Source organism: Escherichia sp. KTE52, from assembly GCF_000408325.1.
GTDB lineage: Bacteria > Pseudomonadota > Gammaproteobacteria > Enterobacterales > Enterobacteriaceae > Escherichia > Escherichia marmotae.
Genome location: NZ_KE138677.1, coordinates 882,907 through 908,689 on the forward strand (window position 1 = coordinate 882,907; position 25,783 = coordinate 908,689).

Genomic DNA, 25,783 nt, shown 5'->3' on the forward strand with positions numbered 1-25,783 from the left:
CAGATAGCGCGGCTCAATCGGATTTATCGGATTGAGCCAATAATAATCAGCGAAATATTATTGTTACTTTTCAGTCCATTAAATGTGACGCTTGCAAATAGTTAAGCAATAACACTGTCTTACCGTCACGTATCTCGCCAGTTTTGATCATCTCCAGCGCCTGGCTGAACGGCAGCTCGAGCACTTCAATATCTTCATCTTCTACGCCGCCACCCGCGTTAGCGCGCTGACTGTCACTGTATTCCGCGATAAAAAAGTGGATTAACTCGGTCACACCGCCAGGCGACATATACAGTTCAAATAATTTGCGTACTTCACCAACTTCATAACCCGTCTCTTCAATCGCTTCTTTGCGAATACAGACTTCCGGTTCATCGTTATCCAACAGCCCGGCGCAGGTTTCAATCAACTGCCCACTTTCATTGCCATTAACCCAGGTGGCAACGCGGAACTGACGAATCAGCACCACGGTCTTTTTCTTCGCGTTGTACAGAAGGATCGTCGCGCCATTACCGCGATCATAAACCTCACGTTTATGGCGGATCACTTCGCCATCTTTGCGCGTAAGATCATAAGTAATGTTGTGCAGGGTGAAATAGTTATCGGAGAGAACTTTGTCTTTGATGAGGGTGATTTGTTGCGTCATACCGACTCCACAGCGCGAAATGAACTGTTATCTTACGCTGTGAAGTCGGGTTTGTCTGTGTATGAAATTAGTGAGATTTGACTGATTTTACCCCCAGCCAGTCAATAATTCCCTGCGCCGCATGACGCCCTTCCGCCATTGCAGTAACCACCAGATCCGCACCACGCACGGCGTCGCCACCGGCGAAGATTTTCGGGTTCGTCGTCTGGTAACGGTACTGGCTTTCAACGTCCGCCACAATACGGCCCCATTTATCCACAGTGACACCGTGCGACTCCAGCCACGGCATCCCGTGCGGGTTAAAACCAAACGCCATAATCACCGCGTCGGCTGGCATGACAAATTCACTGCCTTCAACCGGCACCGGACGTCGACGTCCTTGTGCATCCGCTTCACCAAGACGCGTGCGCAGGAAACGAATTCCGCAAACGTGACCTTGTTCATTCAGCTCAAGCGCCACCGGCTGGACGTTAAATTCGAAGTTCGCTCCCTCTTCGCGGGCGTTTTTCACCTCTTTTTTCGAGCCAGGCATGTTAGCTTCGTCACGACGATAGGCACAGGTGACGTTACTCGCGCCGTGACGCAACGCGGTGCGCACACAGTCCATTGCGGTGTCGCCACCGCCCAGTACCACGACATTTAGTCCGGCGGTATTGATAAACAGCTCTTCCGGTAATTCTTCAAGCCCCATCACCTGTTTGGTGTTAGCAATGAGGAACGGCAGAGCGTCATAAACGCCCGGCGCATCTTCATTGGGTAAGCCCGCTTTCATGGAACGGTAAGTACCTACGCCAACGAAGACCGCATCATACTGTTCCAGCAACGCATCCAAAGAGACATCTTTGCCCACTTCACAATTGAGTTCGAAGTGAATTCCCATCGCGCTGAAGATTTCCCGACGACGCGCCAGCAGAGATTTATCCAGTTTAAAAGAAGGAATGCCAAAGGTGAGCAGGCCGCCGATTTCCGGATGGCGATCGTACACCGTCACCTCAACACCGTTACGCGTCAGGACATCCGCACAAGCCAGCCCCGCCGGCCCCGCGCCGATAATCGCCACCCGCTTGTCGACTTTGGTGACGTGGCTTAAGTCAGGCCGCCAGCCTTTCGCCAGCGCCTGATCCGAAATGTAGCGTTCAATGTTGCCGATGGTTACCGCGCCGTGTTCATCGCGAATGGTGCAGGCACCTTCACACAGGCGGTCTTGCGGGCAGACACGCCCGGTAATTTCTGGCAGGGTGTTGGTCTGGTGAGAAAGCTCGACCGCTGCGTCGATGTTTCCGGCTTTCACCAGTTCAATCCACTGTGGAATATGGTTATGCAGCGGGCAAGTCCATTCACAGACGCTGTGTTCACCGCACTTCAGGCAGCGCGAGGCTTCTCGCTGCGCCTGATCGGCACGAAACGGTAGATAAATCTCATCAAAGCCAGTTTTACGCGCTTCAATTGCCAGTTTATCCGGCTCGCCGCGCGCGGGCGTTGCCTGCATTTGCTCAACTTTACTCATCACCGGCATTTCTTGTGCCGTTGTACTGGCATGCCAGGGTTGATGTTCCTGACGAGCGGTGCGTAAGCGGCGGGATTTCGCCATGCCGGATAATGTGGAGTCGGTGACCAGTTGCAACGCATCCGCCGGGCAGTTTTCGACACAGGCGGGGCCGTTTTCTCGCCCTGCGCACAGGTCGCATTTATGCGCTGTAGCTTTCACTTTACCCGCAGCAACGGGGGTCAGGACGATTTGCATGGTGCCAAACGGACAGGCCACCACGCAGGATTTACAGCCAATGCACTTTTGTTGATTGACCTGAATACTGTCATCAACATGGCTGATCGCGCCATTGGGGCAGCTACGGGCACAGGGCGCATCTTCGCAGTGATGGCAGGTTACCGCACTACGCTGTTGCTGATGTTTAATAACCGTAATTCGGGGGTGAAAATGGTGTTGGCTCAAGACATGTTGTTCATCATTGTGAGCCATGACACAGGCGATTTCACAAGCATGACAACCCAGACATTGCTGACTGTTGGCCATAATAAAACGATTCATAACGACCTTCTTTTTTGGTTGTAAAAACCTTATTCTTTATATGAGTGTTGTTATTACCCGACTTACAGGGGAATCGGCAATATTCATTTGCCCAGGACAAGTAACTATTTCGCTATAAACTGTGGCAGATCAAATAATCTCATCGCTTATTAAATTGCGTTTCAGCGACCTGAAACATTAATTATTTTATGTGGAGAAGACGCGTGTGATTGTCAAACGACCCGTCTCGGCCAGTCTGGCCCGGGCCTTTTTTTACATTGTGCTGCTGTCGATCCTTTCCACTGGTATTGCTCTGCTAACTTTGGCGAGCAGTTTGCGCGATGCCGAAGCGATCAATATTGCCGGATCGCTACGTATGCAAAGTTATCGTTTGGGTTACGATCTGCAACGCGGCAGCCCGCAGCTCAATGCGCATCGCCAACTGTTCCAGCAGGCACTGCATTCACCGGTATTAACCAATCTCAACGTCTGGTATGTGCCAGAAGCGGTAAAAACTCGCTATGCGCATTTAAATGCCAACTGGCTGGAGATGAATAACCGGCTCATTAACGGCGATTTGCCGTGGTATCAGGCTAATATCAATAGTTATGTCAATCAGATAGACCTGTTCGTGCTGGCTTTGCAGCACTACGCTGAACGCAAAATGCTGCTGGTGGTGGCGATTTCTCTGGCTGGCGGCATCGGTATTTTCACGCTGGTCTTTTTTACTCTGCGCCGCATACGCCATCAGGTGGTTGCTCCGCTGAATCATCTGGTGACCGCCAGTCAGCGTATTGAACACGGGCAGTTCGACTCACCGCAACTGGATACCAGCCTGCCGAATGAACTGGGGCTGCTTGCAAAAACCTTTAACCAGATGTCGAGCGAGCTGCATAAGTTGTACCGCTCGCTGGAGGCGTCAGTAGAAGAAAAAACCCGCGATCTCCACGAAGCGAAGCGCCGTCTGGAAGTGCTGTACCAATGCTCGCAGGCGCTAAATACCAGCCAGATTGATGTACATTGTTTCCGTCATATTTTGCAGATTGTTCGCGACAATGAAGCGGCTGATTACCTGGAGCTTAACGTTGGTGAAAACTGGCGGATTAGCGAAGGAAAGCCAAACCCTGAACTGCCGATGCAAATTTTGCCGGTGACCATGCAAGAGACAGTGTATGGCGAACTACACTGGCAAAATAGTAACGTGTCAGCGTCAGAACCGCTGCTTAACAGCGTTTCGTCGATGCTGGGCCGTGGTTTGTACTTTAATCAGGCGCAGAAGCATTTTCAGCAGTTGCTGTTGATGGAAGAACGCGCAACCATCGCCCGCGAGTTGCACGACTCGCTGGCACAGGTGCTTTCTTACTTACGTATCCAGTTGACATTACTGAAGCGTTCGATACCGGAAGATAACGCCACCGCACAAAGTATCATGGCCGATTTTTCCCAGGCGTTGAATGATGCTTATCGGCAGTTGCGCGAGCTGTTGACCACTTTCCGTCTGACACTCCAGCAGGCGGATCTCCCCTCTGCGCTGCGTGAAATGCTGGATGCGTTGCAAAACCAAACCAGTGCCAGACTGACGCTCGACTGCCGTCTGCCAACCCTGGCGCTGGATGCACAAATGCAAGTGCATTTGTTGCAAATTATTCGCGAGGCGGTGCTGAATGCGATGAAGCACGCCAACGCCAGCGAAATTGCCGTCAGTTGCGTCACCGCGCCGGACGGCAATCACACGGTCTATATCCGTGATAACGGTATCGGCATCGGTGAACCGAAAGAACCCGAAGGTCATTATGGTCTGAATATCATGCGCGAGCGTGCAGAACGGCTGGGTGGTACGCTGACTTTTTCGCAACCTTCTGGCGGTGGCACGTTAGTGAGTATTAGCTTTCGCTCTGCGGAGGGTGAGGAAAGCCAGCTTATTTGACATCCATGCTCGAAATAAGCCGACTTTAAATAAGGCTCTACGACTGATATAAGCCTGATACATTTACTTACCCGGCGGCGAAACAACACCGGGTAAGCCCTCTGTATTTTACCAACTGTAACGCAGGTTCAGACTGCCATTAAGATCGTTATAGTTATGGCTTCCTGTCTCACCAACAACCTGGCCAGTAATACTCCACTGGCAGTCCTGGTTCGCCTGAATCCCTACTTTCGCCTGCGCCCGGTTAGTCGGGCTATCCTGTTTCATCTCCGCGCCATCGAACGAAACTGAAACATCACCGCTAGTGTACAACCAGTTCACTTCGGCAAATGGCTGGATCATGGATGTTGCGTTCCTGTGCAATTTACCATCCACACGCAGCCCCAGACGGGTGGTCCAGCTATCACTATCCTGATCGTCAATACGAGTGCCGTTATTGTCGATAACGCTGTCAGCATCATACTTCTGCCAGGTCGCCTGCGCCTGTGGTATCAGGCTCACTGTATTCTGGTTACTCAGCGCAATATCGTGGCGGTAGCCCGTCTCCAGCGAGATGGCATGTGTCGTGGAGTCATAACCCTCAGAACCTACGTCACCGTTACTCACGCTGTTGTTGTAGAAGCCATACTGATACCAGCTATCGACATAAAACCCTTGATGGTTTTGCGCATCAGCAAACCAGGTCGCATATACTCCGAGATTGTAGCCATCAACATTACCTGTCGCGCTGAACCGACTGCCGTCCGCGCCACGATTACCCTCGCTGTCGGTGTCTGCGTTGATGTAACTGGCCATCACGCCGACTTTCAGACTCTGCCTGTCGTTATCCCACGCCAGGATATCGCCGCCCAACTGAAACTGCGAATAGTTGTTGTTGATATCAACATTGCCGTCAGCCGCCTGCGACCCGGCATTACCCGCCTTGAAACGCATCCAGACACTGCCATCTTCATTATGGTACTGACTACCTTCGCGATCGTACAACGTCTGCATTTGCAGGTTACGCACCATCCACTGGTTACCGAGGTAAGCGCCGATATCAGGGCGATATTGCGGCGTTACCGGGACATCGCCACTATCATCCGGTTCCGGTGGAACGGTGGATTGTGAGCGTAAATACCAGTCGCCTTCATCTTCATACAGACGGTATTCATACAGCCCAATCTGCACCTGGTTACCCTGGGTAAAGGCACCTTCTGACTGGCCGCCGACATCGATCACTTCAATACCATTTTTCGTCTGTGCGCCTTTACCATTGACGTTAGCAACATAGACCGTCGTGTTACCCGAAGTATCACCGGAGATGACCAGTTTATCGGTTGGTGAACTGTCGTCGCCCAGTTGCGTGTTGAAATACAGATTACCGTTGTCGCCAGTGTAGTTACCGTTGATGGTTAGTGTGTTGCCCGTTTCGCCTTCATGGCTCATAGCAATCTTGCCACTGTTGTAGACATCGCCGTTCACTACACCGCTGCCGCCGAAAGTGGCACCAGAGTCAACATTTACAGCCCCCTGGCCAGACGCATCCGGCACGCCAATTACTCCGGTATCCGTCAGCCACAATGTGCCTTCGGTGACGCGAGTTTCACCGCTGTAAGTGTTGGCAGTGTTCAGGATCAACGTGCCGTCACCCGCTTTGGTCAGCGTTTTGCCATCCCAGCCAGTCACGCTGTTCGGGTCGACATCCGCCAGCACCGTATTCAGCGTAAAGCTGCCATCGGGATCGCTGAGGGTAAAGATGCCGTGCGCATCCGTCGCCGCATTATTTTCATCCGCATACCAGGAGAGTGACGCCGTCAGTTCGTATTGCGAGTTATCGGCGGGTACTACACGACTGTCAACCGTCAGGAAATCCGTTTCTTTGGCTTCGATTCCGGCGACGGTCAGGTCGTCAAAGTCCCCACTAATAGCGCTGTCGGCATCGATCAGCGTGAAGGCGTAAGGGGCATGGGTAAGCGGATCCTGAATATTGCCAATCCCGGTGATATTCAGCGTGCCGTTCAGGCTGACGCTGTCGGCGGTAATGATTGGGCTACTGGCATCCGCGCCTAAATCAATGCTCAGCACGCTGCCCTCCTGCTGGTCAAGCACGGTCGTACTGAGCGTTGCGCTCGCCGCCAGCGAGGTGGTGCCGCCGCTAAACGTCGTCAGGTTCGCCAGTACATATTCTCCCGCCGCATTCAGATTCAGCATGGCGTAGTTATCTACGTCGCCCATCCCCAGCGCACCAACGTCACTGGCATTCAGCGTGCCTTCGGCAATCAGCGTGCCGCCGCTGTAAGTGTTGGCATGCGCAATGGTGATGGCGTTAGCGCCCTGTTTCACCACTTTACCCGCGTTCATCTCGACGAGTTGCTCGCCGTCGTAGTTGTAGTAGTCGCTAATCACGTTGCCGCTGTTCAGCGCCCAGTCTTCAGTGCCGCCGAGATACAGGGTTCCGCCATCAACGACATTACCCGTGCCAAGCGCGGAAGCATCAGCCACCCGGAAACTGGCATAATTACGGAGGGTCCAGGAGCCGCTAAACCCGCTATTGTCACCGCTGAGGGTGGTATCGCCTGTGCTCCAGACATCGCCGCTGCCGCTGATGTTGTTATCCAGAGTACCGGATGCGGATTCAATGAGCAGCAGGCCATCAGCCACAATACGCCCACTGCCAAGTTCCAGGGTTTGAGCCTCCACCACGGCATACTGCTCAATGTCGATAGTCGCACTCAGTCCGCTGAGATCGCTCGTCTGCCCGATAATAAGATCGCCGTACACATCCAGCAGGCCGCCGCCGGTCACGATGCCGTTAAACCAGGAGGTCATATAGCTGTCGCCTCCCAGAGTCAATTTACCTCCGTCCAGATCCAGCGTGCTCCCGACATCGCCATATACGTACTCAAGGTTCTGGCTCATGCCATCCAGGTCAAAGGTGGAGCCAGATTCCAGCTCCAGCCCCCCCTCTTCACCCAGCGAGTTATCGACTCCGGCAATCAGGGTGCCACCGTTAACGAGCGTGTTGCCGCTGTAAGTATTCGCCGCCTTCAGGATAAGCGTGCCGTCACCCGCTTTGGTCAGCGTTGAACCATCCCAGCGAGTGGCGTCGTTCGGGGCAACATCGGCCAGTATGGTGTTCAGCGTAAAGCTGCCATCGGGATCGCTCAGGGTGAAGGTTCCGTGAGCATCTGTGACCGCACTGTTTTCATCTGCGTACCAGGACAGCGAGGTGGCGAGCTCGTACTGCGAGTTATCCGTGGGGTTAATACGACCCGCGACCGTCAGGAAGTCGAGCGCTCTCGTCTTCATTCCGGCGATGGTCAGGTCGTCAAAGTCGCCGTTGATGGTGCCATCGGTGTCGATCAGCGTGAAGGTGTAGGGATCATGGCTGAGCGGCTCCTGAATATTACCCACCCCAGTAATATTCAACGTACCATCCAGCGAGGCGCTGTCGGCGGTGATGATTGGGCTACTGGCGTCTTCCCCAAGGTTGATATTCAGAACGCTGCCATCCTGCTGGGTGAATACGCCGGTGTTAAGCGTTGAACCCGCCGCCAGCATGGTGGTGCCACCGCTAAATGTCGTCAGGTTCGCCAGCACGTATTATTCCTTTTTAATTAAAGTTCAATAAAGCGCCTTATTTTGAGGAAAGAAACAAACTCACCGATTATGATTTTCATAACAGAGAACTTTTTATCCCAATGCTCTGGTAATAAACACATATTGCGCGCAATATAATTTAATAAAATTTGGCGCAATATCCCCCTTACCCATAACAAGTATTGAAAAACATCCAAAAACATTCATCAGAGTAAAGTTTTTTTATTTTTGGCGCTAACACGCCACCGTTGCTGATATTTAACCAACAACGTAAAATCATTATTATCGACAAGTTAGTGATTAATCACTTCCATATTACATCTTCATCTACCGCTCACTAGTTAATAGTGGACTACTGTTAGCCTGCCTGAAACAAGGTGCCCAAACAGTCTTTAAAACGTTTCGCATCAATAAAAAAATATCAATAAAATCAATTAATTATACCAAATAAACATAAACACATGTAATGCAAAAGTTAATAAAAAACCATTGCAAACCATGCCAATATATTTTATTGGCAATAGTTCATCCGGAGCGACACCCCTCCATGAAATAGATATTGAAAATAGTGACAGTTTATTTAAATAAAGTCATATAGTTTTTATAGATCGATAAATGAAAATCGATCTATAAAACAGATCGATCCATATGAAGAATAGTTCATGGTGTACCTACCAAGATGATTAAAATACTTTCTCAGAAAGCTAAGAATATTTACCACATCACTTAGCATATGATTTTCAACCAAAAAAATGGTCTTCTCATTTTAAGAACCATAGAGGAAAAAGATACCCGACGTTAATTAATAAGATAGAGAGCAAGTCATATTCGTATAAAACAATAGATATCAAAAATAATTCCACACAAACAAAATACAAGAATCATACATGACATCGATTTAATATCTCTATATATTCATATGATTATTAGCAGAAGTCATAAAATAGTGTTTAGTATGTTGATGAGCGTCAGCAAAAACGAGCAGTTTCCTCGCTTATTGATATGGAACCAGACAAACGAAATATCCGCTTTTTGCAAGCTCTCCGGGAAAAACGATGCCGGGCAACGATTCCGTTAAGAAGAAATTTTGTTAACATCCTGCTGCGGCTTTACATTTGTAAAGGTGAGTTTTCGCTGACAGGGTTCGAATGATGCTCTTCCTTGCGATATCAAAATAAAAAATCGCTGTATTTTTTATTAAAAATTCAACAAATTAGAAAAACATTCCGTTCATGCACCGCAATGGAAAGAGATAGCTGCCGTTACTTTACGCTTATGCAAACTTTGCTACCGAGTGCTGATAATTTACATTATCTCCTTTTTTTCTCCACGATTGGCTCGTACCTTGCCGCTACAGTGAAGCAAGGTATGCCCATAACGATACGCAGAAACACGAGGTCCTCTTTTAATGGCGAATTTCTTTATTGATCGCCCCATTTTTGCCTGGGTACTGGCAATCCTGTTGTGTCTGACAGGAACCCTGGCGATTTTTTCATTGCCTGTTGAACAATACCCGGATCTCGCCCCCCCTAATGTGCGAGTAACGGCTAACTATCCTGGCGCGTCGGCCCAGACGCTGGAAAACACCGTGACCCAGGTTATTGAGCAGAATATGACTGGCCTCGATAACCTGATGTATATGTCGTCACAAAGCAGCGGCACCGGCCAGGCGTCGGTGACGCTCAGTTTTAAAGCAGGCACAGACCCGGACGAAGCAGTGCAACAGGTGCAAAACCAGTTGCAATCAGCCATGCGTAAACTCCCCCAGGCGGTGCAAAATCAGGGCGTAACGGTACGTAAAACCGGCGATACCAACATTCTGACCATTGCCTTCGTCTCTACTGATGGTTCAATGGATAAACAGGATATTGCCGATTATGTTGCCAGTAATATTCAGGATCCGTTAAGCCGTGTTAATGGCGTTGGTGATATTGACGCTTACGGTTCGCAGTATTCGATGCGTATCTGGCTTGATCCGGCAAAACTGAACAGTTTCCAGATGACCGCCAAAGATGTCACTGATGCCATTGAGTCGCAGAATGCGCAGATTGCGGTTGGGCAACTTGGCGGAACACCTTCTGTTGATAAACAGGCGCTAAATGCCACCATTAACGCTCAGTCGCTGTTGCAAACGCCTGAACAGTTCCGTGATATCACCTTGCGGGTGAATCAGGACGGTTCAGAAGTAAGGCTGGGCGATGTCGCCACCGTCGAAATGGGAGCGGAGAAATATGATTATCTTAGCCGCTTTAATGGTAAGCCAGCCTCGGGTCTGGGAGTAAAACTGGCCTCCGGCGCGAACGAAATGGCAACGGCGGAGCTGGTGCTCAACCGTCTGGATGAACTGGCGCAGTATTTCCCCCCCGGACTGGAGTACAAGGTGGCATATGAAACCACCTCGTTTGTTAAGGCCTCCATTGAAGACGTGGTGAAAACTCTGCTGGAAGCTATCGCACTGGTTTTCCTCGTCATGTACCTGTTCCTGCAAAACTTCCGTGCCACGCTGATTCCGACTATCGCCGTACCGGTAGTGTTGATGGGAACCTTCTCCGTGCTTTACGCCTTCGGTTACAGCGTCAACACCTTAACCATGTTCGCGATGGTGCTGGCGATCGGCCTGCTGGTGGATGACGCCATCGTGGTGGTGGAAAACGTCGAACGTATTATGAGCGAAGACGGACTTTCGCCCCGCGAGGCGACGCGGAAATCGATGAGTCAGATCCAGGGCGCGCTGGTCGGGATTGCGATGGTGCTTTCGGCTGTTTTTGTGCCAATGGCCTTCTTCGGCGGCACCACCGGGGCTATCTATCGCCAGTTCTCCATCACTATTGTTGCGGCGATGGTGCTGTCGGTACTGGTGGCGATGATTCTCACTCCGGCACTGTGCGCCACGCTACTTAAGCCACTGAAAAAAGGTGAGCATCACGGGCAGAAAGGCTTTTTTGCCTGGTTTAACCAGATGTTCAACCGCAACGCCGAACGCTACGAAAAAGGGGTGGCGAAAATTCTCCACCGCAGCCTGCGCTGGATTGTGATTTATGTCCTGCTACTTGGCGGCATGGTGTTTCTGTTCCTGCGTCTGCCAACGTCGTTCCTGCCACTGGAAGACCGTGGCATGTTCACCACCTCGGTGCAGTTGCCCAGCGGCTCGACCCAGCAACAAACCCTGAAAGTGGTGGAACAGATCGAGAAGTATTACTTCACTCATGAGAAAGACAACATCACGTCGGTGTTTGCCACGGTCGGTTCTGGCCCTGGCGGCAACGGGCAAAACGTGGCGCGGATGTTTATCCGCCTGAAAGACTGGAGCGAACGCGACAGTAAAACCGGCACCTCGTTTGCCATTATCGAACGTGCAACGAAAGAATTTAATAAGATTAAAGAAGCCCGAGTTATTGCCAGCAGCCCGCCAGCAATTAGCGGTCTTGGCAGTTCTGCGGGTTTTGATATGGAGTTGCAGGACCACGCCGGGGCGGGTCACGATGCGCTAATGGCAGCACGTAACCAGTTACTGGCGCTGGCGGCAGAAAACCCGGAATTAACCCGTGTGCGCCATAATGGTCTTGATGACAGTCCGCAGTTGCAGATTGATATCGACCAACGTAAAGCCCAGGCGCTGGGCGTTGCCATTGACGATATTAACGACACGCTGCAAACCGCGTGGGGTTCGAGCTATGTAAATGACTTTATGGATCGCGGTCGCGTGAAGAAAGTCTATGTGCAGGCTGCCGCGCCGTATCGCATGCTGCCAGATGACATCAATCTGTGGTATGTGCGTAACAAAGACGGCAGCATGGTGCCTTTCTCTGCCTTCGCGACCTCCCGCTGGGAAACAGGTTCGCCGCGTCTGGAACGCTATAACGGTTATTCCGCGGTAGAGATTGTCGGGGAAGCTGCGCCGGGCGTCAGTACCGGTACTGCAATGGATATTATGGAATCGTTAGTTCAGCAATTGCCGAACGGCTTCGGTCTGGAGTGGACGGCAATGTCGTATCAGGAACGGCTTTCCGGCGCGCAGGCTCCGGCGCTGTATGCGATTTCATTGCTGGTCGTGTTCCTGTGTCTGGCAGCACTGTACGAAAGCTGGTCGGTGCCGTTCTCGGTGATGCTGGTCGTGCCATTGGGGGTTATCGGCGCGCTGCTGGCAACCTGGATGCGTGGGCTGGAAAACGATGTTTATTTCCAGGTGGGACTGTTAACGGTCATTGGTTTATCAGCGAAAAACGCCATTCTGATTGTCGAGTTCGCTAACGAGATGAATCAAAAAGGCCACGACCTTTTTGAAGCAACGCTTTATGCCTGCCGCCAGCGTTTACGCCCGATTTTAATGACCTCGCTGGCGTTTGTCTTCGGCGTACTGCCGATGGCAGTCAGCAGCGGTGCTGGCTCCGGCGGACAACATGCGGTTGGTACTGGCGTAATGGGGGGGATGATTTCCGCTACCATTCTGGCAATTTACTTCGTACCGCTATTCTTTGTGCTGGTACGTCGCCGCTTCCCGCTGAAACCCCGGCCGGAATAAACAATAAAAAAGGCGACATGCCAACGTGTCGCCTTTTTCAACTTTCTGATAAAGAACCTGTTCATCAGGTTCTTTCATTTTACCTTTTGTCCTGGTAATTACTTACGAAGCATAACTTCGATAAAGTCTTTCCAGTTCCCCAGTTCACGTTCAATCATAACAACCTCTCTTATAATTATGGGTATTCTACGGAAACAATATACCGTGGTGAAGCTAATTTATTCGATTGCTGTGATTACTACCTCCGGGGCAAAACCTATGTAAATACTATGGCCCTGAGACAGGGATTTTTATGTGATGCAAAGCAACATTTCAACATATTCATACGGATTCTAATACTGAATCAATTCTGCTTGAAATACAGACAGATACCTAGGGGAATATTCTTAATAATTGCGTTCAAACTGCTCACAATTATTTAATAGTTGTTAAGTGAAATACCTTAATAATGTTATATTCTCTGACAATCATTTGCAGGGGAAATGTATTGCCCGTTAAATGATTATTTATTCTTAATAATCGCAAAAGGATTCATTATGGTTACCCTTTACGGCATCAAAAACTGTGACACCATTAAAAAAGCCCGCCGTTGGCTGGAAACCAATAGCATTGACTTTCGCTTTCACGATTACCGTGTTGATGGTCTGGACAGTGAATTGCTGAACTCATTTATCAACGAATTAGGCTGGGAAGCGTTACTCAACACCCGTGGCACCACCTGGCGTAAACTGGACGAAATCACTCGCAATAAAATCACCGATGCGGCGTCTGCTGCGGCATTAATGACTGAAATGCCTGCAATTATCAAACGCCCATTGCTCTGCGCGCCCGGGAAGCCTATGCTGCTGGGTTTCAGTGAATCCAGTTATCAGCAATTTTTCCATGAGGTGTAGTCTATGTCGTGTCCGGTTATTGAGCTGACACAGCAGCTTATTCGCCGCCCATCCTTAAGTCCTGATGACGCAGGGTGTCAGGCAATTATGATCGAACGTTTACAGGCGATCGGTTTTACCGTCGAACGCATGGACTTTGCGGATACGCAGAATTTCTGGGCGTGGCGCGGACAGGGAGAAACGTTAGCCTTTGCCGGACATACCGACGTTGTACCGCCTGGCGATGCCGACCGTTGGATCAACCCACCATTTGAACCGACCATTCGTGATGGTATGTTATTCGGGCGCGGCGCGGCAGATATGAAAGGGTCGTTGGCGGCGATGGTCGTGGCGGCAGAACGCTTTGCCGCGCAACATCCCAACCATAAAGGTCGACTGGCGTTTCTTATCACCTCAGACGAAGAGGCCAGCGCCCACAACGGCACGGTCAAAGTGGTTGAAACCTTAATGGCGCGTCGTGAACGGCTGGATTACTGCCTGGTTGGCGAACCGTCGAGTATCGAAGTTGTCGGTGATGTAGTGAAAAATGGCCGTCGCGGCTCGTTGACCTGTAACCTTACTATTCATGGCGTGCAGGGACACGTAGCCTACCCACACCTTGCAGATAACCCCGTGCATCGCGCAGCACCTTTCCTCAATGAGTTAGTGGCTATCGAGTGGGATAAGGGTAATGAATTTTTCCCGGCAACCAGTATGCAGGTAGCCAATATTCAGGCGGGTACTGGCAGTAATAACGTCATTCCGGGTGAGCTGTTTATACAGTTTAACTTTCGTTTCAGTACTGAACTGACAGACGAAATGATCAAAGCGCAAGTTCATGCGTTACTGGAAAAATATCAGCTACGCTACACCGTTGACTGGTGGCTTTCCGGACAGCCATTTTTGACCGCGCGCGGTAAACTGGTCGATGCGGTAGTCAACGCTGTTGAGCACTATAATGAAATTAAACCGCAGCTACTGACCACAGGCGGAACGTCCGATGGGCGCTTTATTGCCCGCATGGGGGCGCAGGTGGTGGAACTCGGGCCGGTCAATGCCACCATTCATAAAATTAATGAATGCGTCAATGCTGCCGACCTGCAGCTACTTGCCCGTATGTATCAACGTATCATGGAACAGCTCGTCGCCTGATGAGTAGTTCTGCAAGAGGAAATAAGCATGGACTGGCTGGCTAAATATTGGTGGATTCTGGTGATTGTCTTTTTGGTGGGCGTTCTGCTGAATGTGATCAAAGATCTCAAGCGCGTCGACCATAAGAAATTTCTCGCCAACAAGCCGGAGCTTCCCCCGCATCGTGATTTCAACGATAAGTGGGACGATGACGACGACTGGCCGAAGAAGGATCAACCGAAGAAGTAAGCTGGAGGAGCCGGACAATGTCTGGCCTTCAACCGTAGGCCTGATAAGACGCCTCAGCGTCGCATCAGGCACCATAGCCGGATGCGGCGTAAACGCCTTATCCGGCCTACGCACCTGGCACCTGTTTTTCACATCATTTCAATCACATCATTATCACCGGGCTTACCGCCGCTTAACGCTTCGTCGAAGTAATGTTTCGGAATGGTATAACGCAAGTGATCCAGGGCAAATTGCATACTGCGATTATCGATCGCATGCCCCAAATCTTCCACGATATCCAGCGTGACATCACCACCAGCGTTAATTAACGCTTCTTGTGCCGCAACCGCATGTGCCAGATCGATAACCGGATCTTCACCACCGTGAATCAAGTGAATTGTCGTGGCAGTAGATGCGCTTTCCGGCAGGCTGGCATAACGCCCGTTAAAGGCTATTACGCGTGAGGCAAGACCCGGTTCGGCCTTAATGCTCTCCAGCGCCATAATCGCCCCTTGTGAGAAACCGATCAGCGCCGTGGCGTTAGCCCCTACTCCGCTCTGTTTCTGCCAGTAGCGTACCGTCTCAATAAACGTCGGCATGATGGCATCTACCCGCGCCTGGCGATTTTCTTCCGTTATACCCTGCACCGAAAACCATTGACGCCCTGCCGGATTACCACTCGGCTCCGCGCCGCCGACACTCACCACCAGCGCATCCGGAAACAGCGGCGCAAACCAACTGCCGATTTCCCCCATCGCCACTGGATTATCCCCAACACCGTGGAAAAGCAGTAACAACTGTTGCGCTGGTTTGTCCGGACTTTGAACAACAAAATGGTCATGTTTCATGGCGAACTCCTTAACTGATGTCAGTAATTTTACGCCGCTGACTCACAATGACCATGAGAGAAAATTGAAGGAGTCAGTGAAAAAATTGCCATTGCGTTATGCCATCGCGCAGGCGTTCAGTGCGAACATCATCAAGTGCCAATAGCGCCTGCACGGCTTCTTCGCGTTGGCGGGCCAGCAATGCCTTACGGCCTGAAAGTTTAAGTGTGGTACATAACCGCGCGTCGCTGACGCTTTTCTGCAAGCGTCCACGCAGCGCCGGTAACGCCAGTTCACTGGTTTGTAGCAGACGCGTTAAACAACCTAACGACGTTAAAAGCGGACGATGAGCGAAAGCAAAACCAGCCAGTTCAAGCCAGTCGTCGTCAGAAAGCACGGTGTCGTTTAGCCGATCAACCGGAATAGTTTCGCCATTCCACTGCACGAGAATTTGCGCATCGCGGCGTAAACGGTCATGCTCACGCTCCGCCAGTTGTTTCCCCGCTTCGCTAACAGGTAACAGCGCTATCGCCGTATAACAGCCGCTGCTGGCTTCGCGATGGTTACCTATCCGCACCAGCACAAAACCACATCGTTGCCAGAAGCGCCATAATTCATCGGTGTAACCAAAACTCACAGAAAGATAATCGAGGTCATACGTATATTTCAGGGCGCTGACAATAAGCTGTTGTCCTATGCCTTCCCGTTGACGCGCCGGATGAACGGCTATCCGACTGACACGCCGCCCGCGTAATGTCGCCGCCAGTGGATTGCTGCCGTGCGCTGCCAGCGATTGAGCCACCAGATTTCCCCGCGGACGACGAAAACCGGCCCAGACCGCCTGACTGAGTTGTTCAGATAATCCGCCTTCATCCACCAACCATAGCGCCCCGGCGATCTCGTTTTCGCAAGTCGCCTGTAGGAAATGTTGCCCGGGTGCGTCCATCATCCGCCGTAAATCCAGTGGCGACGTCCGGTAGTGCGCACCAGACAATAATTGATAAACCTTTAACGGTGTTTCCGGCTCACTGCGCCATAATATCTGTTCAAATGGAGAAATGGTGATCTCGCCTTGTGGTGCGTGCGTGAAATTTTCATCGTCAAAAACCAGTGCCTCGCTGACCACTTTTTCCAGTGGACATCCCTGCGCCCAACGGATCGGTTGTTGCAATTCAAAACGTTGCAGATGCGGAAAACGAGCGCAAAATTTCAGCAAAAATCCGCGCCCGGTGCCTTCATAGCCCTGCACCGTAGTGGTTAACAAAGTACGCGGAAAACGCGATACCAGTTGATGCAGTAACGGTGCGGGAATGGCTGCGGCTTCATCGACAACCAGCCAGTCGGCTTTCTCATTGCTGGCTAATAATACATCTGGTGCCACAAAGCGATACTTCTCGCCCGCAAACTGTGCCAGCACATCCGTTGCGGCTTTCGCAGGCGCAGTAACAATCGCACGACCTGCGATACGGGAAATGAGTTGCCCCGCCAGTGCCGACTTACCGCGCCCGCGCGCAGCAGTTACCGCGGCCACGCCAGGCGGCATGGTCAGAAGCTGCTGTAGTATCTGTTGCTGTTCCGGCTGTGGTGCGCCAGTAGCGGGTTGCCAGTCAGTACGGGGAACAAAGTCAGCCAACGTTAGCGGCTGGTTTTGTCGCCAGAGAATAGCATCGTTCTCCGTCGTAAGGACGCATTTGAGATGTTGGACAAAATGTGGAGTAGCAATGGGACTGGAGCAATCACTCCAGCGCAGAGAATCGGCATCGGGATGGTTTTCCCATTCTTCCCATACAGGAAGCAACAAAACCAACCAACTTCCCGCTTTCAGTGTCCCACTAAGCGCCGCAAATGCTGCAGCATCAAAACCCTGGTGGGCGTCAAATACGGCATGACAGAACTCGCGCCCCAGCAAAGTTTGTAGCGCCGATGGCGTACAGTGGTTTTCAGTAGTTGGCTGCGGCGAAACCCACAACCAGTCACCGGGTAATATGTCACGCAATTTCAGTGCATGTTCACAGCACCAGCCCTCTTCCCCGCTCAACACCAACAAGCGGCGAATCCCTTCGCGTTTCATTTGCGCTGTTAATGTGTGTAGCGCAGTCAGTTCAGCCATCCCTGCCCCGAGAGTTAAATACTTTTACCGAAAGTATTGCATTGTGCCGGATCGCCACTATCGAAACCACGTTTAAACCAGCTATAGCGTTGTTGAGAAGTACCATGAGTAAAGCTGTCCGGCACCACCTGCCCCTGACTTTGCTGTTGTAAGCGGTCATCGCCAATAGCTTGCGCCGCATTCAGAGCCTCTTCCAGATCGCCAGTTTCCAGAACGCCTTGCTGCTGCATACTATGTCCCCAGACACCGGCAAAGCAGTCGGCTTGAAGTTCCATACGCACAGATAAGCGGTTCACTTCCGCCTGCGTCGCATTTTGTTGCAGTTGACGGACTTTCGGCTCGATACCTAACAGTTTCTGTACATGATGACCGACTTCATGGGCGATAACATACCCTTGGGCAAAATCGCCATCCGCGCCCAGCTTGTCTTTCATGTCATCATAGAAGGAGAGATCGATATAGACCGTGCCATCCGCCGGGCAATAGAACGGCCCCATAATGGACTGCCCGGCTCCGCAACCGGTGCGCGTCATCCCGCGATACATCACCAGCTTCGGTTGCTGATAAGTCTTCCCCATCTTCTCAAATTGCTGCCCCCAGGTATCTTCTGTGGTAGCCAGAATCACCGAGGTAAATTTTGCCGCTTCGTCTTCATTTGGGCTAATTGAACGCGTTGATTGCTGCTGAGAAACAGGTTGTCCAGTCATCAGCCCGGTTAAATCAACACCATAGTAGCCAGCGACCAGCACCACTACCAGTAAAATCAGCCCACCTTTACCGCTTGGCAGGCGAAAACCGGGACCGCCCATTGACGGACCACCAGAACTGTTTCGCCTGTCTTCAACATTGTCACTTTCACGACGCCCTTGCCAGCGCATAGATACCTCAACAATATATTCATTATAGTGATGATCGTAGGTGGTTCAGAGGAAGATTACCACAGGAAAACAGGAGGAAATGATGGAGGAATGAGCGTTCAATTCACGTCTTACAAAAGCGGTTGTCTTGCCGTGCCAACAGCACGGCAAGATGATGAGCGAAAAAATCAGTCCAGCTCTACACCCAGGCGGCGGGCGACGGCTTCATAGGCTTCGATCACGCCACCGAGGCTCTGGCGGAAACGGTCTTTGTCCATTTTCTCCAGCGTTTCTTTGTCCCACAGGCGGCTGCCATCCGGGGAGAACTCATCGCCCAGTACCACTTCACCTTTGTACAGACCAAACTCCAGCTTGAAATCGACCAGAATCAGACCGGCATCGTCGAACAGTTTTTTCAGCACGTCGTTCGCTTTGTAGGTCAACTCTTTCATACGCGCCAGGTTCTCTTTGCTTACCCAGCCAAAGGTTTCGCAGTAAGATTCGTTAACCATCGGGTCGTGCATTGCATCGTTTTTCAGGAACAGATCGAACAGCGGCGGGTTAAGCTCAATACCTTCTTCGATTCCAAGACGTTTCACCAGAGAGCCAGCGGCGCGGTTACGTACGACACACTCAACCGGCACCATATCCAGCTTTTTCACCAGACATTCAGTATCAGAGAGCAGACGCTCCATTTGAGTCGGGATACCCGCTTCAGCCAGTTTGCTCATAATGAAGTAGTTGAACTTGTTGTTCACCATACCTTTGCGATCAAACTGCTCAATGCGCGCGCCATCACCTGCTGACGTATCATTGCGGAATTCGAGCACCAACAGATCCGGGTTTTCCGTGCTGTATACGGTTTTCGCTTTACCACGATACAACTCAGCTTGCTTTTGCATCTTTATCACTCCTGGGTGTGAATTAACGTTTTAAAATCTTTTGCTGTCTGGTGTGCCAGATGTTTTGTCGGATGCGGTGTGAACGCCTTATCCGACCTGTGTCCGACAAACAAATTTCGTGCGAATTAACGCTAAAATTGCGTTTTTCTGTCGACGCACACGTTTGCGTATCATATCAGAAAAAAGGGCCGGATGATTCCAGCCCTGTATTTTTACTTGCTAAACGCTGCCTGGAAGACAGATACCAGTGCGTCGTTTTGGCTTTGAGTCAGCGTATGACCTTTCGGATCGATGAACTGTAAGCTGCTGCGGTTATCTAAATCACCGACCTGCAGTTTATAGTCGCCGGATGCCAGGCCAGGATCGCGAGCGCCCAGTTCCTGCCAGTCGCTGTCAGACAGCGGCTTATAGGTCACGGCCATGCTGCCCTGCGAACGGGTGCTGTCGGTCACTTTCATGCCCACTTTTTCCAGCGCCGCTGGCAGACGTTGCCAAACCACGTTGAACGGCCCGCGAACAACCAGCATTGGTAAACCGGTGTCGTCAGCAGCACTTTGTACGTCCATGGTGGTGGAAGCACGATTTTGCGCTGCATTCGCCGCGTCAGTAACGGATTTATCCAGGCCAGCGGAAATGACGTTCATCATCTCCGCGCTGTAACGCTGCATGGAAGCCGCGTCTGCAACCGGTTTGCCCGCCTGCTCCAGGTTCAGCAGTTTCACCGTTACCGCCTGCTGATAACCCTGCGGTTTAACAGAGATTTGATAACGGCCGCGATACTGCTCGTCTTCGTCCAGACGGTTCCATTGCACCCAATCGGTGGTCAGCGTCTGACCGGCATCATCGCGTTGGGTTATGGTGTAGTTTTTCGCCTGCAGCACGCTAACCACCTGCGGCCACAGAGTATTGCCACGACCATTTTCTACCAGCAGTGAAGCGGTATCGCCCGTGAACTGGGTACGTGCGCCAGATACCAGCGCCAGCGGCTGGGCTGGTGGACGAATATCCAGTGCCTTACCGACAGCACCGCTACCGTTGGTCACCGGGATTGCATAATCACCGGAGGTCACCGGCAAAATCATGCCTGCCGGGGCATGAAGCTCCGCAAGCGGTGCTGCTTCCAGGTAGGCTTCATCACCACTTACCTGACGCTTATAGCGTGAGTCAGAACTACAGGCAGCGAGTAATAAAACAAGCGAAACACCCGCAACCTTCGCCAGGCGCGACTTTTGAACAGAGTAAGCCATCAAATCTCCCTAAACTTTACAGCAAACCGGCATGCTTAAGCGCCGCTCTGACCGTCTCACGACCATTGTCGGTGATTGGCGTCATTGGCAGGCGCAGCGTATCGGTCGCCACAAGACCCAGTTCCTTACATGCCCATTTCACCGGGATTGGATTGGGTTCGACAAATAGTTTGTTGTGTAATGGCATCAGACGCTGATTAATAAGGCGTGCCTCGGCAAAATACCCTTCTGCCGCCAGTTTGCACATCTGAGCCATATCACGCGCAGCAACGTTAGCCGTAACGGAAATAACGCCATGACCACCTAATTGCATGAAGTCCAGCGCGCTCGCATCATCACCGCTCAGCAGAACAAAATCGTCTGAAACCAGCTCTTTGATCTGGTTAACACGTGTTAAGTTCCCTGTTGCCTCTTTGATTCCGATAATATTTTTTACTTTCGCCAGGCGGCCGACCGTTTCTGGTAGCAGATCGCAGCCAGTGCGGGACGGCACATTATACAGAATTTGCGGCAGGTCAGTATGTTCAGCGATGGCTTTGAAATGCTGATACAGACCTTCCTGCGATGGGCGGTTGTAATAAGGGGTTACCGTCAGGCAGCCAACGATGCCAGTGTCATTGAAACGCTGTGTCAGGTTAATGGCTTCCGCAGTAGCATTAGCGCCGGTTCCGGCAATCACCGGAATACGCCCGTCAGCCAGTTCCAGCGTCATCATCACCACATCAACATGTTCGTCATGATTCAGGGTAGCGGACTCGCCAGTGGTGCCAACAGAAACAATCGCCGAAGTACCGCTGGCGACATGATAATCAATCAGTTTTTTTAAGCTAGCCCGACAGACATTACCTTTTTCATCCATCGGAGTAACAATCGCGACAATACTTCCCGTGAACATGGGCCATCCTCTGTGCAAACAAGTGTCTCAATGGTACGTTTGGTATGGCATTAAAAGCAAGCAGACAGAACCGTTCTGATTGTTGTATGCATGTTTTTTTTATGCTTTCCTTAAGAGCTACTCTCCCCCTTGAAGGAATAACCGGTTTGACACTGTCATCGCAACATTATCTGGTGATTACTGCTCTGGGTGCCGATCGCCACGGAATTGTGAACACTATCACCCGTCATGTCAGTAGTTGCGGCTGTAATATTGAAGACAGTCGCCTGGCGATGCTGGGAGAAGAGTTCACTTTTATCATGCTGCTTTCCGGTTCATGGAACGCAATCACCTTGATCGAATCAACGTTACCGTTGAAAGGTGCCGAGCTGGATCTGTTAATCGTGATGAAGCGAACGACGGCTCGTCCGCGTCCGCCGATGCCAGCATCTGTCTGGGTTCAGGTCGATGTAGCAGACTCACCACATTTAATTGAACGCTTTACCGCACTTTTTGACGCGCACCATATGAACATTGCGGAGCTGGTGTCTCGCACGCAACCTGCTGAAAATGAACGCGCTGCACAACTACATATTCAGATCACAGCCCACAGCCCGGCGTCTGCGGATTCAGCAAATATTGAACAAGCCTTCAAAGCACTATGTACAGAACTCAATGCGCAAGGCAGTATTAGCGTCGTCAATTATTCCCAACATGATGAACAGGATGGAGTTAAGTAATGAATCCACTGAAAGCCGGTGACATCGCACCGAAATTTAGCTTGCCGGATCAAGACGGAGAGCAAGTTAATTTGGCCGACTTCCAGGGACAGCGTGTTCTGGTTTATTTCTACCCGAAAGCCATGACCCCCGGCTGTACCGTACAGGCCTGCGGCTTACGCGATAACATGGATGAGTTGAAAAAAGCCGGTGTTGATGTGCTGGGTATCAGCACTGATAAACCCGAAAAACTCTTCCGTTTCGCGGAAAAAGAGCTGCTCAACTTTACGCTTCTGTCTGATGAGGATCACCAGGTGTGCGAGCAATTCGGCGTCTGGGGAGAGAAGTCCTTCATGGGCAAAACCTACGATGGTATTCACCGCATCAGCTTCCTGATCGACGCTGACGGCAAAATCGAACATGTATTTGACGATTTCAAAACCAGCAATCACCACGACGTAGTGATTAACTGGCTGAAAGAACACGCCTGATTACTTTGCTCCATTCCGTGCTGGCTGCGCTTGCGGCCAGCACATCTCACATTCCGGAATGAAGGTTAATCTTGTGCGATTTGGCCATCGGGCCAGGCATGAATCACCGCTTTAATTAGTGTCGCCAGAGGAATGGCGAAGAATACGCCCCAGAATCCCCACAGCCCACCGAAGATCACCACCGATAAAATAATCACCAGCGGATGCAGGTTGACCGCCTCGGAGAACAACACGGGAACTAACAGGTTACCGTCCAGCGCCTGGATAATCAGATACACCGCAAAGCAACTCCAGAATTCAGTGCCTGCTCCAAACTGGAATAGCGCCACCCCCACTACGGGAATAGTCACCACAAAAGCACCGATGTACGGGATAAGCACCGAGAAGCCGACCAGTACCGCCAACAGTAGTGAATAGTTCAGCCCGAAGAGTAAAAAACCCAGCCAGGTGGCTATCCCCACCACGATCATCTCTAGCACTTTACCGCGAATGTAGTTGGTGATTTGCTGGTTCATTTCCTTCCAGACCTGACCTGCCAGCCCACGGTTACGTGGTAGCACCCGACGAACGGCATTCAGCATTTGCTCTTTGTCTTTTAGCAGGAAGAAGACCATCAGCGGCACCAGCACCAGATAGACGGCAATGGTCAGCAATCCCACCAGCGAGGCGAGAGAGATTTTCACCACCGAATCGCCCATTGTGATCATCCGACTGCGCATGTTGTCGGCCATCGCATCAATGATGCCCGCATCCATCAACGCCGGATAACGTCGCGGCAACGTGGCGGCAAAATCGGAAAGTTTATTGAGCATCCCCGGCATATCGCGGATTAAGTAAATACCCTGCTGCCAGGCAATAGGCAGTACCACGAATGCCATCAGTAGCAGGATGCCAACAAACAGAACCAGCACAATCGACGTCGCCCAACGGCGGGAACAGCCAATAGATTGTAGGCGGACGGTCGGCCATTCCAGCAAATAGGCCAGCACAATAGCCACCAGCAACGGCGCGAGTAGGCCACTAAAGAAAAAGATAATGCCAAAACCGGCAACTAAAATAACCAGCAAGGCAATCGCTTCCGGGTCGCTAAAACGGCGGCGATACCATTGCATCAACATTTCGAGCATAAAGACCTTCCCTGAACCTCAAGAGCGGGATTGCGATCCGCAATTGTATCGAAATGTCACAAAAAAGACTTCGCTTTTTATGACGGATTAAGGAAACTGAAAAGCCATTTGAGTGGGCTAATCTTCGTCGTTACACTCAAAGGCAGTGCGGTGGGAACGATATTTCACAGTATCGGTCAAATGACTACTCTCCAGAAATACAGGACAGAGGTTATGTTCAGGCAGTTGAAAAAAAACCTGGTTGCTACCCTCATTGCTGCCATGACCATCGGTCAGGTAGCCCCGGCGTTTGCCGACAGCACAGACACCTTGCCGGATATGGGAACCTCCGCGGGAAGCACGCTTTCCATTGGTCAGGAAATGCAGATGGGCGACTATTACGTTCGCCAGCTACGCGGTAGCGCACCATTAATTAATGACCCACTGTTAACACAATATATTAATTCGTTGGGGATGCGCCTGGTTTCACATGCCAACTCAGTGAAGACGCCGTTCCATTTCTTTCTGATCAATAACGACGAAATTAACGCCTTTGCTTTCTTTGGCGGCAACGTGGTGCTGCACTCTGCCCTGTTCCGTTATTCCGATAACGAAAGCCAGTTGGCTTCGGTTATGGCGCACGAAATCTCCCACGTCACCCAACGTCACCTGGCGCGAGCAATGGAAGATCAGCAGCGTAGCGCACCACTGACCTGGGTTGGCGCGCTAGGTTCTATTTTACTGGCGATGGCCAGCCCGCAGGCGGGGATGGCGGCGCTGACCGGTACGCTGGCGGGAACACGCCAGGGGATGATCAGTTTCACTCAGCAAAACGAACAGGAAGCAGACCGTATTGGTATCCAGGTGCTGCAACGCTCGGGGTTCGATCCGCAGGCGATGCCGACTTTCCTCGAAAAATTGCTCGATCAGGCGCGCTACTCTTCGCGTCCGCCAGAAATTTTGCTGACGCACCCGTTACCGGAAAGCCGTCTGGCAGATGCCCGTAACCGTGCTAATCAGATGCGCCCGATGGTGGTGCAATCGTCAGAAGATTTCTATCTGGCGAAAGCTCGCACACTGGGGATGTACAATTCCGGGCGTAACCAGCTCACCAGCGATTTACTGGATGAATGGGCGAAAGGTAACGTCCGCCAGCAGCGCGCGGCGCAGTATGGTCGTGCTTTGCAGGCGATGGAAGCCAATAAATACGACGAGGCGCGGAAAACGCTTCAGCCATTACTGACGGCAGAACCAACGAATGCATGGTTTCTCGATCTGGCAACCGATATCGACCTTGGGCAAAACAAAGCCAATGACGCGATCAATCGGCTGAAAAATGCTCGAGATTTACGCACCAATCCGGTGTTGCAGCTCAACCTGGCGAATGCTTATTTGCAAGGTGGTCAACCACAGGAAGCGGCCAATATTCTGAATCGCTACACCTTTAATAATAAAGATGACATTAATGGCTGGGATTTACTGGCACAGGCGGAGGCCGCGCTAAATAACCGCGATCAGGAACTGGCTGCGCGAGCAGAAGGTTATGCGCTCGCCGGGCGACTCGATCAGGCCATTTCCTTATTGAGTAGCGCCAGTTCGCAGGTGAAATTAGGCAGTCTGCAACAGGCCCGCTATGATGCGCGTATTGACCAGTTGCGCCAGTTGCAGGAACGCTTTAAGCCTTATACCAAGATGTAATTCGCATTAAAGGAAGAA

19 protein-coding genes are annotated in these 25,783 nt (G+C 51.3%); 8 read left to right on the forward strand and 11 right to left on the reverse strand.

Going from position 1 to position 25,783, the window contains the following annotated elements:
• Positions 1 to 70: 70 nt before the first annotated feature.
• Together nudK and aegA are read right to left on the reverse strand one after the other, a co-directional pair.
• A complete protein-coding gene (gene nudK, locus A1SC_RS12870; protein ID WP_016262243.1) occupies positions 71 to 646 on the reverse strand; it encodes a GDP-mannose pyrophosphatase NudK in 576 nt (191 codons plus the stop codon).
• A gap of 67 nt (positions 647 to 713) precedes the next feature.
• Positions 714 to 2,693 carry a formate-dependent uric acid utilization protein AegA gene (aegA, locus tag A1SC_RS12865; RefSeq protein ID WP_016262244.1) on the reverse strand — a complete coding sequence of 660 codons (1,980 nt, stop codon included), beginning with the start codon at positions 2,691 to 2,693 and terminating at the stop codon, positions 714 to 716.
• Positions 2,694 to 2,898: 205 nt separating this feature from the next.
• Between aegA and narQ the strand changes: the two genes are divergently transcribed.
• The gene (narQ, locus tag A1SC_RS12860; RefSeq protein ID WP_016262245.1) at positions 2,899 to 4,599 is read left to right on the forward strand and encodes a nitrate/nitrite two-component system sensor histidine kinase NarQ; all 1,701 of its coding nucleotides are present in this window, start codon (positions 2,899 to 2,901) and stop codon (positions 4,597 to 4,599) included.
• Positions 4,600 to 4,707: 108 nt separating this feature from the next.
• Here narQ and A1SC_RS12855 read toward each other — a convergent pair whose 3' ends face one another.
• Positions 4,708 to 8,181, reverse strand: a complete 3,474-nt coding sequence (locus A1SC_RS12855; RefSeq protein WP_016262246.1) for an autotransporter outer membrane beta-barrel domain-containing protein — start codon at positions 8,179 to 8,181, stop codon at positions 4,708 to 4,710.
• A gap of 1,408 nt (positions 8,182 to 9,589) precedes the next feature.
• Here A1SC_RS12855 and acrD point away from each other — a divergent pair.
• Positions 9,590 to 12,703: a multidrug efflux RND transporter permease AcrD gene (gene acrD / locus A1SC_RS12850; protein ID WP_016262247.1), complete on the forward strand. Its 3,114-nt coding sequence runs from the start codon at positions 9,590 to 9,592 to the stop codon at positions 12,701 to 12,703.
• 98 nt (positions 12,704 to 12,801) lie between these two features.
• On the opposite strand, the gene ypfM is transcribed toward acrD, so the two are convergent.
• Positions 12,802 to 12,861: a protein YpfM gene (gene ypfM, locus A1SC_RS24540; protein WP_001386977.1), complete on the reverse strand. Its 60-nt coding sequence runs from the start codon at positions 12,859 to 12,861 to the stop codon at positions 12,802 to 12,804.
• 378 nt (positions 12,862 to 13,239) lie between these two features.
• On the opposite strand from ypfM, the gene A1SC_RS12845 reads away from it, so the two are divergent.
• Genes A1SC_RS12845 through A1SC_RS12835 form a run of 3 tightly spaced genes read left to right on the forward strand, consistent with a single transcriptional unit; the run spans position 13,240 to position 14,955 of the window.
• Positions 13,240 to 13,596: an ArsC family reductase gene (locus tag A1SC_RS12845; protein WP_000258263.1), complete on the forward strand. Its 357-nt coding sequence runs from the start codon at positions 13,240 to 13,242 to the stop codon at positions 13,594 to 13,596.
• 3 nt (positions 13,597 to 13,599) lie between these two features.
• Positions 13,600 to 14,727 carry a succinyl-diaminopimelate desuccinylase gene (gene dapE, locus A1SC_RS12840; protein ID WP_016262248.1) on the forward strand — a complete coding sequence of 376 codons (1,128 nt, stop codon included), beginning with the start codon at positions 13,600 to 13,602 and terminating at the stop codon, positions 14,725 to 14,727.
• A 27-nt stretch (positions 14,728 to 14,754) separates the two neighbouring features.
• Positions 14,755 to 14,955: a YpfN family protein gene (locus tag A1SC_RS12835; RefSeq protein ID WP_000383836.1), complete on the forward strand. Its 201-nt coding sequence runs from the start codon at positions 14,755 to 14,757 to the stop codon at positions 14,953 to 14,955.
• Positions 14,956 to 15,083: 128 nt separating this feature from the next.
• Here A1SC_RS12835 and ypfH read toward each other — a convergent pair whose 3' ends face one another.
• The 6 genes from ypfH to dapA all read right to left on the reverse strand — a co-directional run bounded on the left by ypfH (position 15,084) and on the right by dapA (position 21,772).
• Positions 15,084 to 15,782 carry an esterase gene (gene ypfH, locus A1SC_RS12830; RefSeq protein WP_000679835.1) on the reverse strand — a complete coding sequence of 233 codons (699 nt, stop codon included), beginning with the start codon at positions 15,780 to 15,782 and terminating at the stop codon, positions 15,084 to 15,086.
• Positions 15,783 to 15,855: 73 nt separating this feature from the next.
• Positions 15,856 to 17,871, reverse strand: a complete 2,016-nt coding sequence (gene tmcA / locus A1SC_RS12825; RefSeq protein ID WP_016262249.1) for a tRNA cytosine(34) acetyltransferase TmcA — start codon at positions 17,869 to 17,871, stop codon at positions 15,856 to 15,858.
• Between the two features lie 14 nt (positions 17,872 to 17,885).
• On the reverse strand, positions 17,886 to 18,749 hold the full coding sequence (locus A1SC_RS12820) for a KPN_02809 family neutral zinc metallopeptidase (protein WP_001267513.1): 864 nt from the start codon (positions 18,747 to 18,749) through the stop codon (positions 17,886 to 17,888).
• Positions 18,750 to 18,916: 167 nt separating this feature from the next.
• Positions 18,917 to 19,630: a phosphoribosylaminoimidazolesuccinocarboxamide synthase gene (gene purC / locus A1SC_RS12815; RefSeq protein ID WP_001516861.1), complete on the reverse strand. Its 714-nt coding sequence runs from the start codon at positions 19,628 to 19,630 to the stop codon at positions 18,917 to 18,919.
• A 212-nt stretch (positions 19,631 to 19,842) separates the two neighbouring features.
• Entirely contained in the window at positions 19,843 to 20,877 is a 1,035-nt protein-coding gene (bamC, locus tag A1SC_RS12810; protein ID WP_001516862.1) for an outer membrane protein assembly factor BamC, read from the reverse strand.
• Positions 20,878 to 20,893: 16 nt separating this feature from the next.
• On the reverse strand, positions 20,894 to 21,772 hold the full coding sequence (dapA, locus tag A1SC_RS12805; RefSeq protein ID WP_001516863.1) for a 4-hydroxy-tetrahydrodipicolinate synthase: 879 nt from the start codon (positions 21,770 to 21,772) through the stop codon (positions 20,894 to 20,896).
• A 146-nt stretch (positions 21,773 to 21,918) separates the two neighbouring features.
• Between dapA and A1SC_RS12800 the strand changes: the two genes are divergently transcribed.
• Together A1SC_RS12800 and bcp are read left to right on the forward strand one after the other, a co-directional pair.
• The gene (locus tag A1SC_RS12800; protein WP_024214600.1) at positions 21,919 to 22,491 is read left to right on the forward strand and encodes a glycine cleavage system transcriptional repressor; all 573 of its coding nucleotides are present in this window, start codon (positions 21,919 to 21,921) and stop codon (positions 22,489 to 22,491) included.
• Entirely contained in the window at positions 22,491 to 22,961 is a 471-nt protein-coding gene (bcp, locus tag A1SC_RS12795) for a thioredoxin-dependent thiol peroxidase (protein WP_001068673.1), read from the forward strand. Before A1SC_RS12800 ends, bcp begins: the two co-directional genes overlap by 1 nt.
• 65 nt (positions 22,962 to 23,026) lie before the next feature.
• On the opposite strand, the gene A1SC_RS12790 is transcribed toward bcp, so the two are convergent.
• Positions 23,027 to 24,088 (reverse strand): AI-2E family transporter, encoded by a 1,062-nt coding sequence (locus tag A1SC_RS12790; RefSeq protein ID WP_016262251.1) that lies wholly within the window; start codon positions 24,086 to 24,088, stop codon positions 23,027 to 23,029.
• A gap of 213 nt (positions 24,089 to 24,301) precedes the next feature.
• On the opposite strand from A1SC_RS12790, the gene bepA reads away from it, so the two are divergent.
• Positions 24,302 to 25,765, forward strand: a complete 1,464-nt coding sequence (gene bepA, locus A1SC_RS12785) for a beta-barrel assembly-enhancing protease (RefSeq protein ID WP_000489687.1) — start codon at positions 24,302 to 24,304, stop codon at positions 25,763 to 25,765.
• The last annotated feature ends 18 nt before the right edge of the window (positions 25,766 to 25,783 follow it).

Bases quoted from the DNA above. Each gene is read 5' to 3' on its own strand.
- nudK (WP_016262243.1), bottom strand. From the start codon at position 646: ATGACGCAACAAATCACCCTCATCAAAGACAAAGTTCTCTCCGATAAC.
- aegA (WP_016262244.1), bottom strand. From the start codon at position 2,693: ATGAATCGTTTTATTATGGCCAACAGTCAGCAATGTCTGGGTTGTCAT.
- acrD (WP_016262247.1), top strand. From the start codon at position 9,590: ATGGCGAATTTCTTTATTGATCGCCCCATTTTTGCCTGGGTACTGGCA.
- A1SC_RS12845 (WP_000258263.1), top strand. From the start codon at position 13,240: ATGGTTACCCTTTACGGCATCAAAAACTGTGACACCATTAAAAAAGCC.
- dapE (WP_016262248.1), top strand. From the start codon at position 13,600: ATGTCGTGTCCGGTTATTGAGCTGACACAGCAGCTTATTCGCCGCCCA.
- A1SC_RS12835 (WP_000383836.1), top strand. From the start codon at position 14,755: ATGGACTGGCTGGCTAAATATTGGTGGATTCTGGTGATTGTCTTTTTG.
- ypfH (WP_000679835.1), bottom strand. From the start codon at position 15,782: ATGAAACATGACCATTTTGTTGTTCAAAGTCCGGACAAACCAGCGCAA.
- tmcA (WP_016262249.1), bottom strand. From the start codon at position 17,871: ATGGCTGAACTGACTGCGCTACACACATTAACAGCGCAAATGAAACGC.
- A1SC_RS12820 (WP_001267513.1), bottom strand. From the start codon at position 18,749: ATGCGCTGGCAAGGGCGTCGTGAAAGTGACAATGTTGAAGACAGGCGA.
- purC (WP_001516861.1), bottom strand. From the start codon at position 19,630: ATGCAAAAGCAAGCTGAGTTGTATCGTGGTAAAGCGAAAACCGTATAC.
- bamC (WP_001516862.1), bottom strand. From the start codon at position 20,877: ATGGCTTACTCTGTTCAAAAGTCGCGCCTGGCGAAGGTTGCGGGTGTT.
- dapA (WP_001516863.1), bottom strand. From the start codon at position 21,772: ATGTTCACGGGAAGTATTGTCGCGATTGTTACTCCGATGGATGAAAAA.
- bcp (WP_001068673.1), top strand. From the start codon at position 22,491: ATGAATCCACTGAAAGCCGGTGACATCGCACCGAAATTTAGCTTGCCG.
- A1SC_RS12790 (WP_016262251.1), bottom strand. From the start codon at position 24,088: ATGCTCGAAATGTTGATGCAATGGTATCGCCGCCGTTTTAGCGACCCG.
- bepA (WP_000489687.1), top strand. From the start codon at position 24,302: ATGTTCAGGCAGTTGAAAAAAAACCTGGTTGCTACCCTCATTGCTGCC.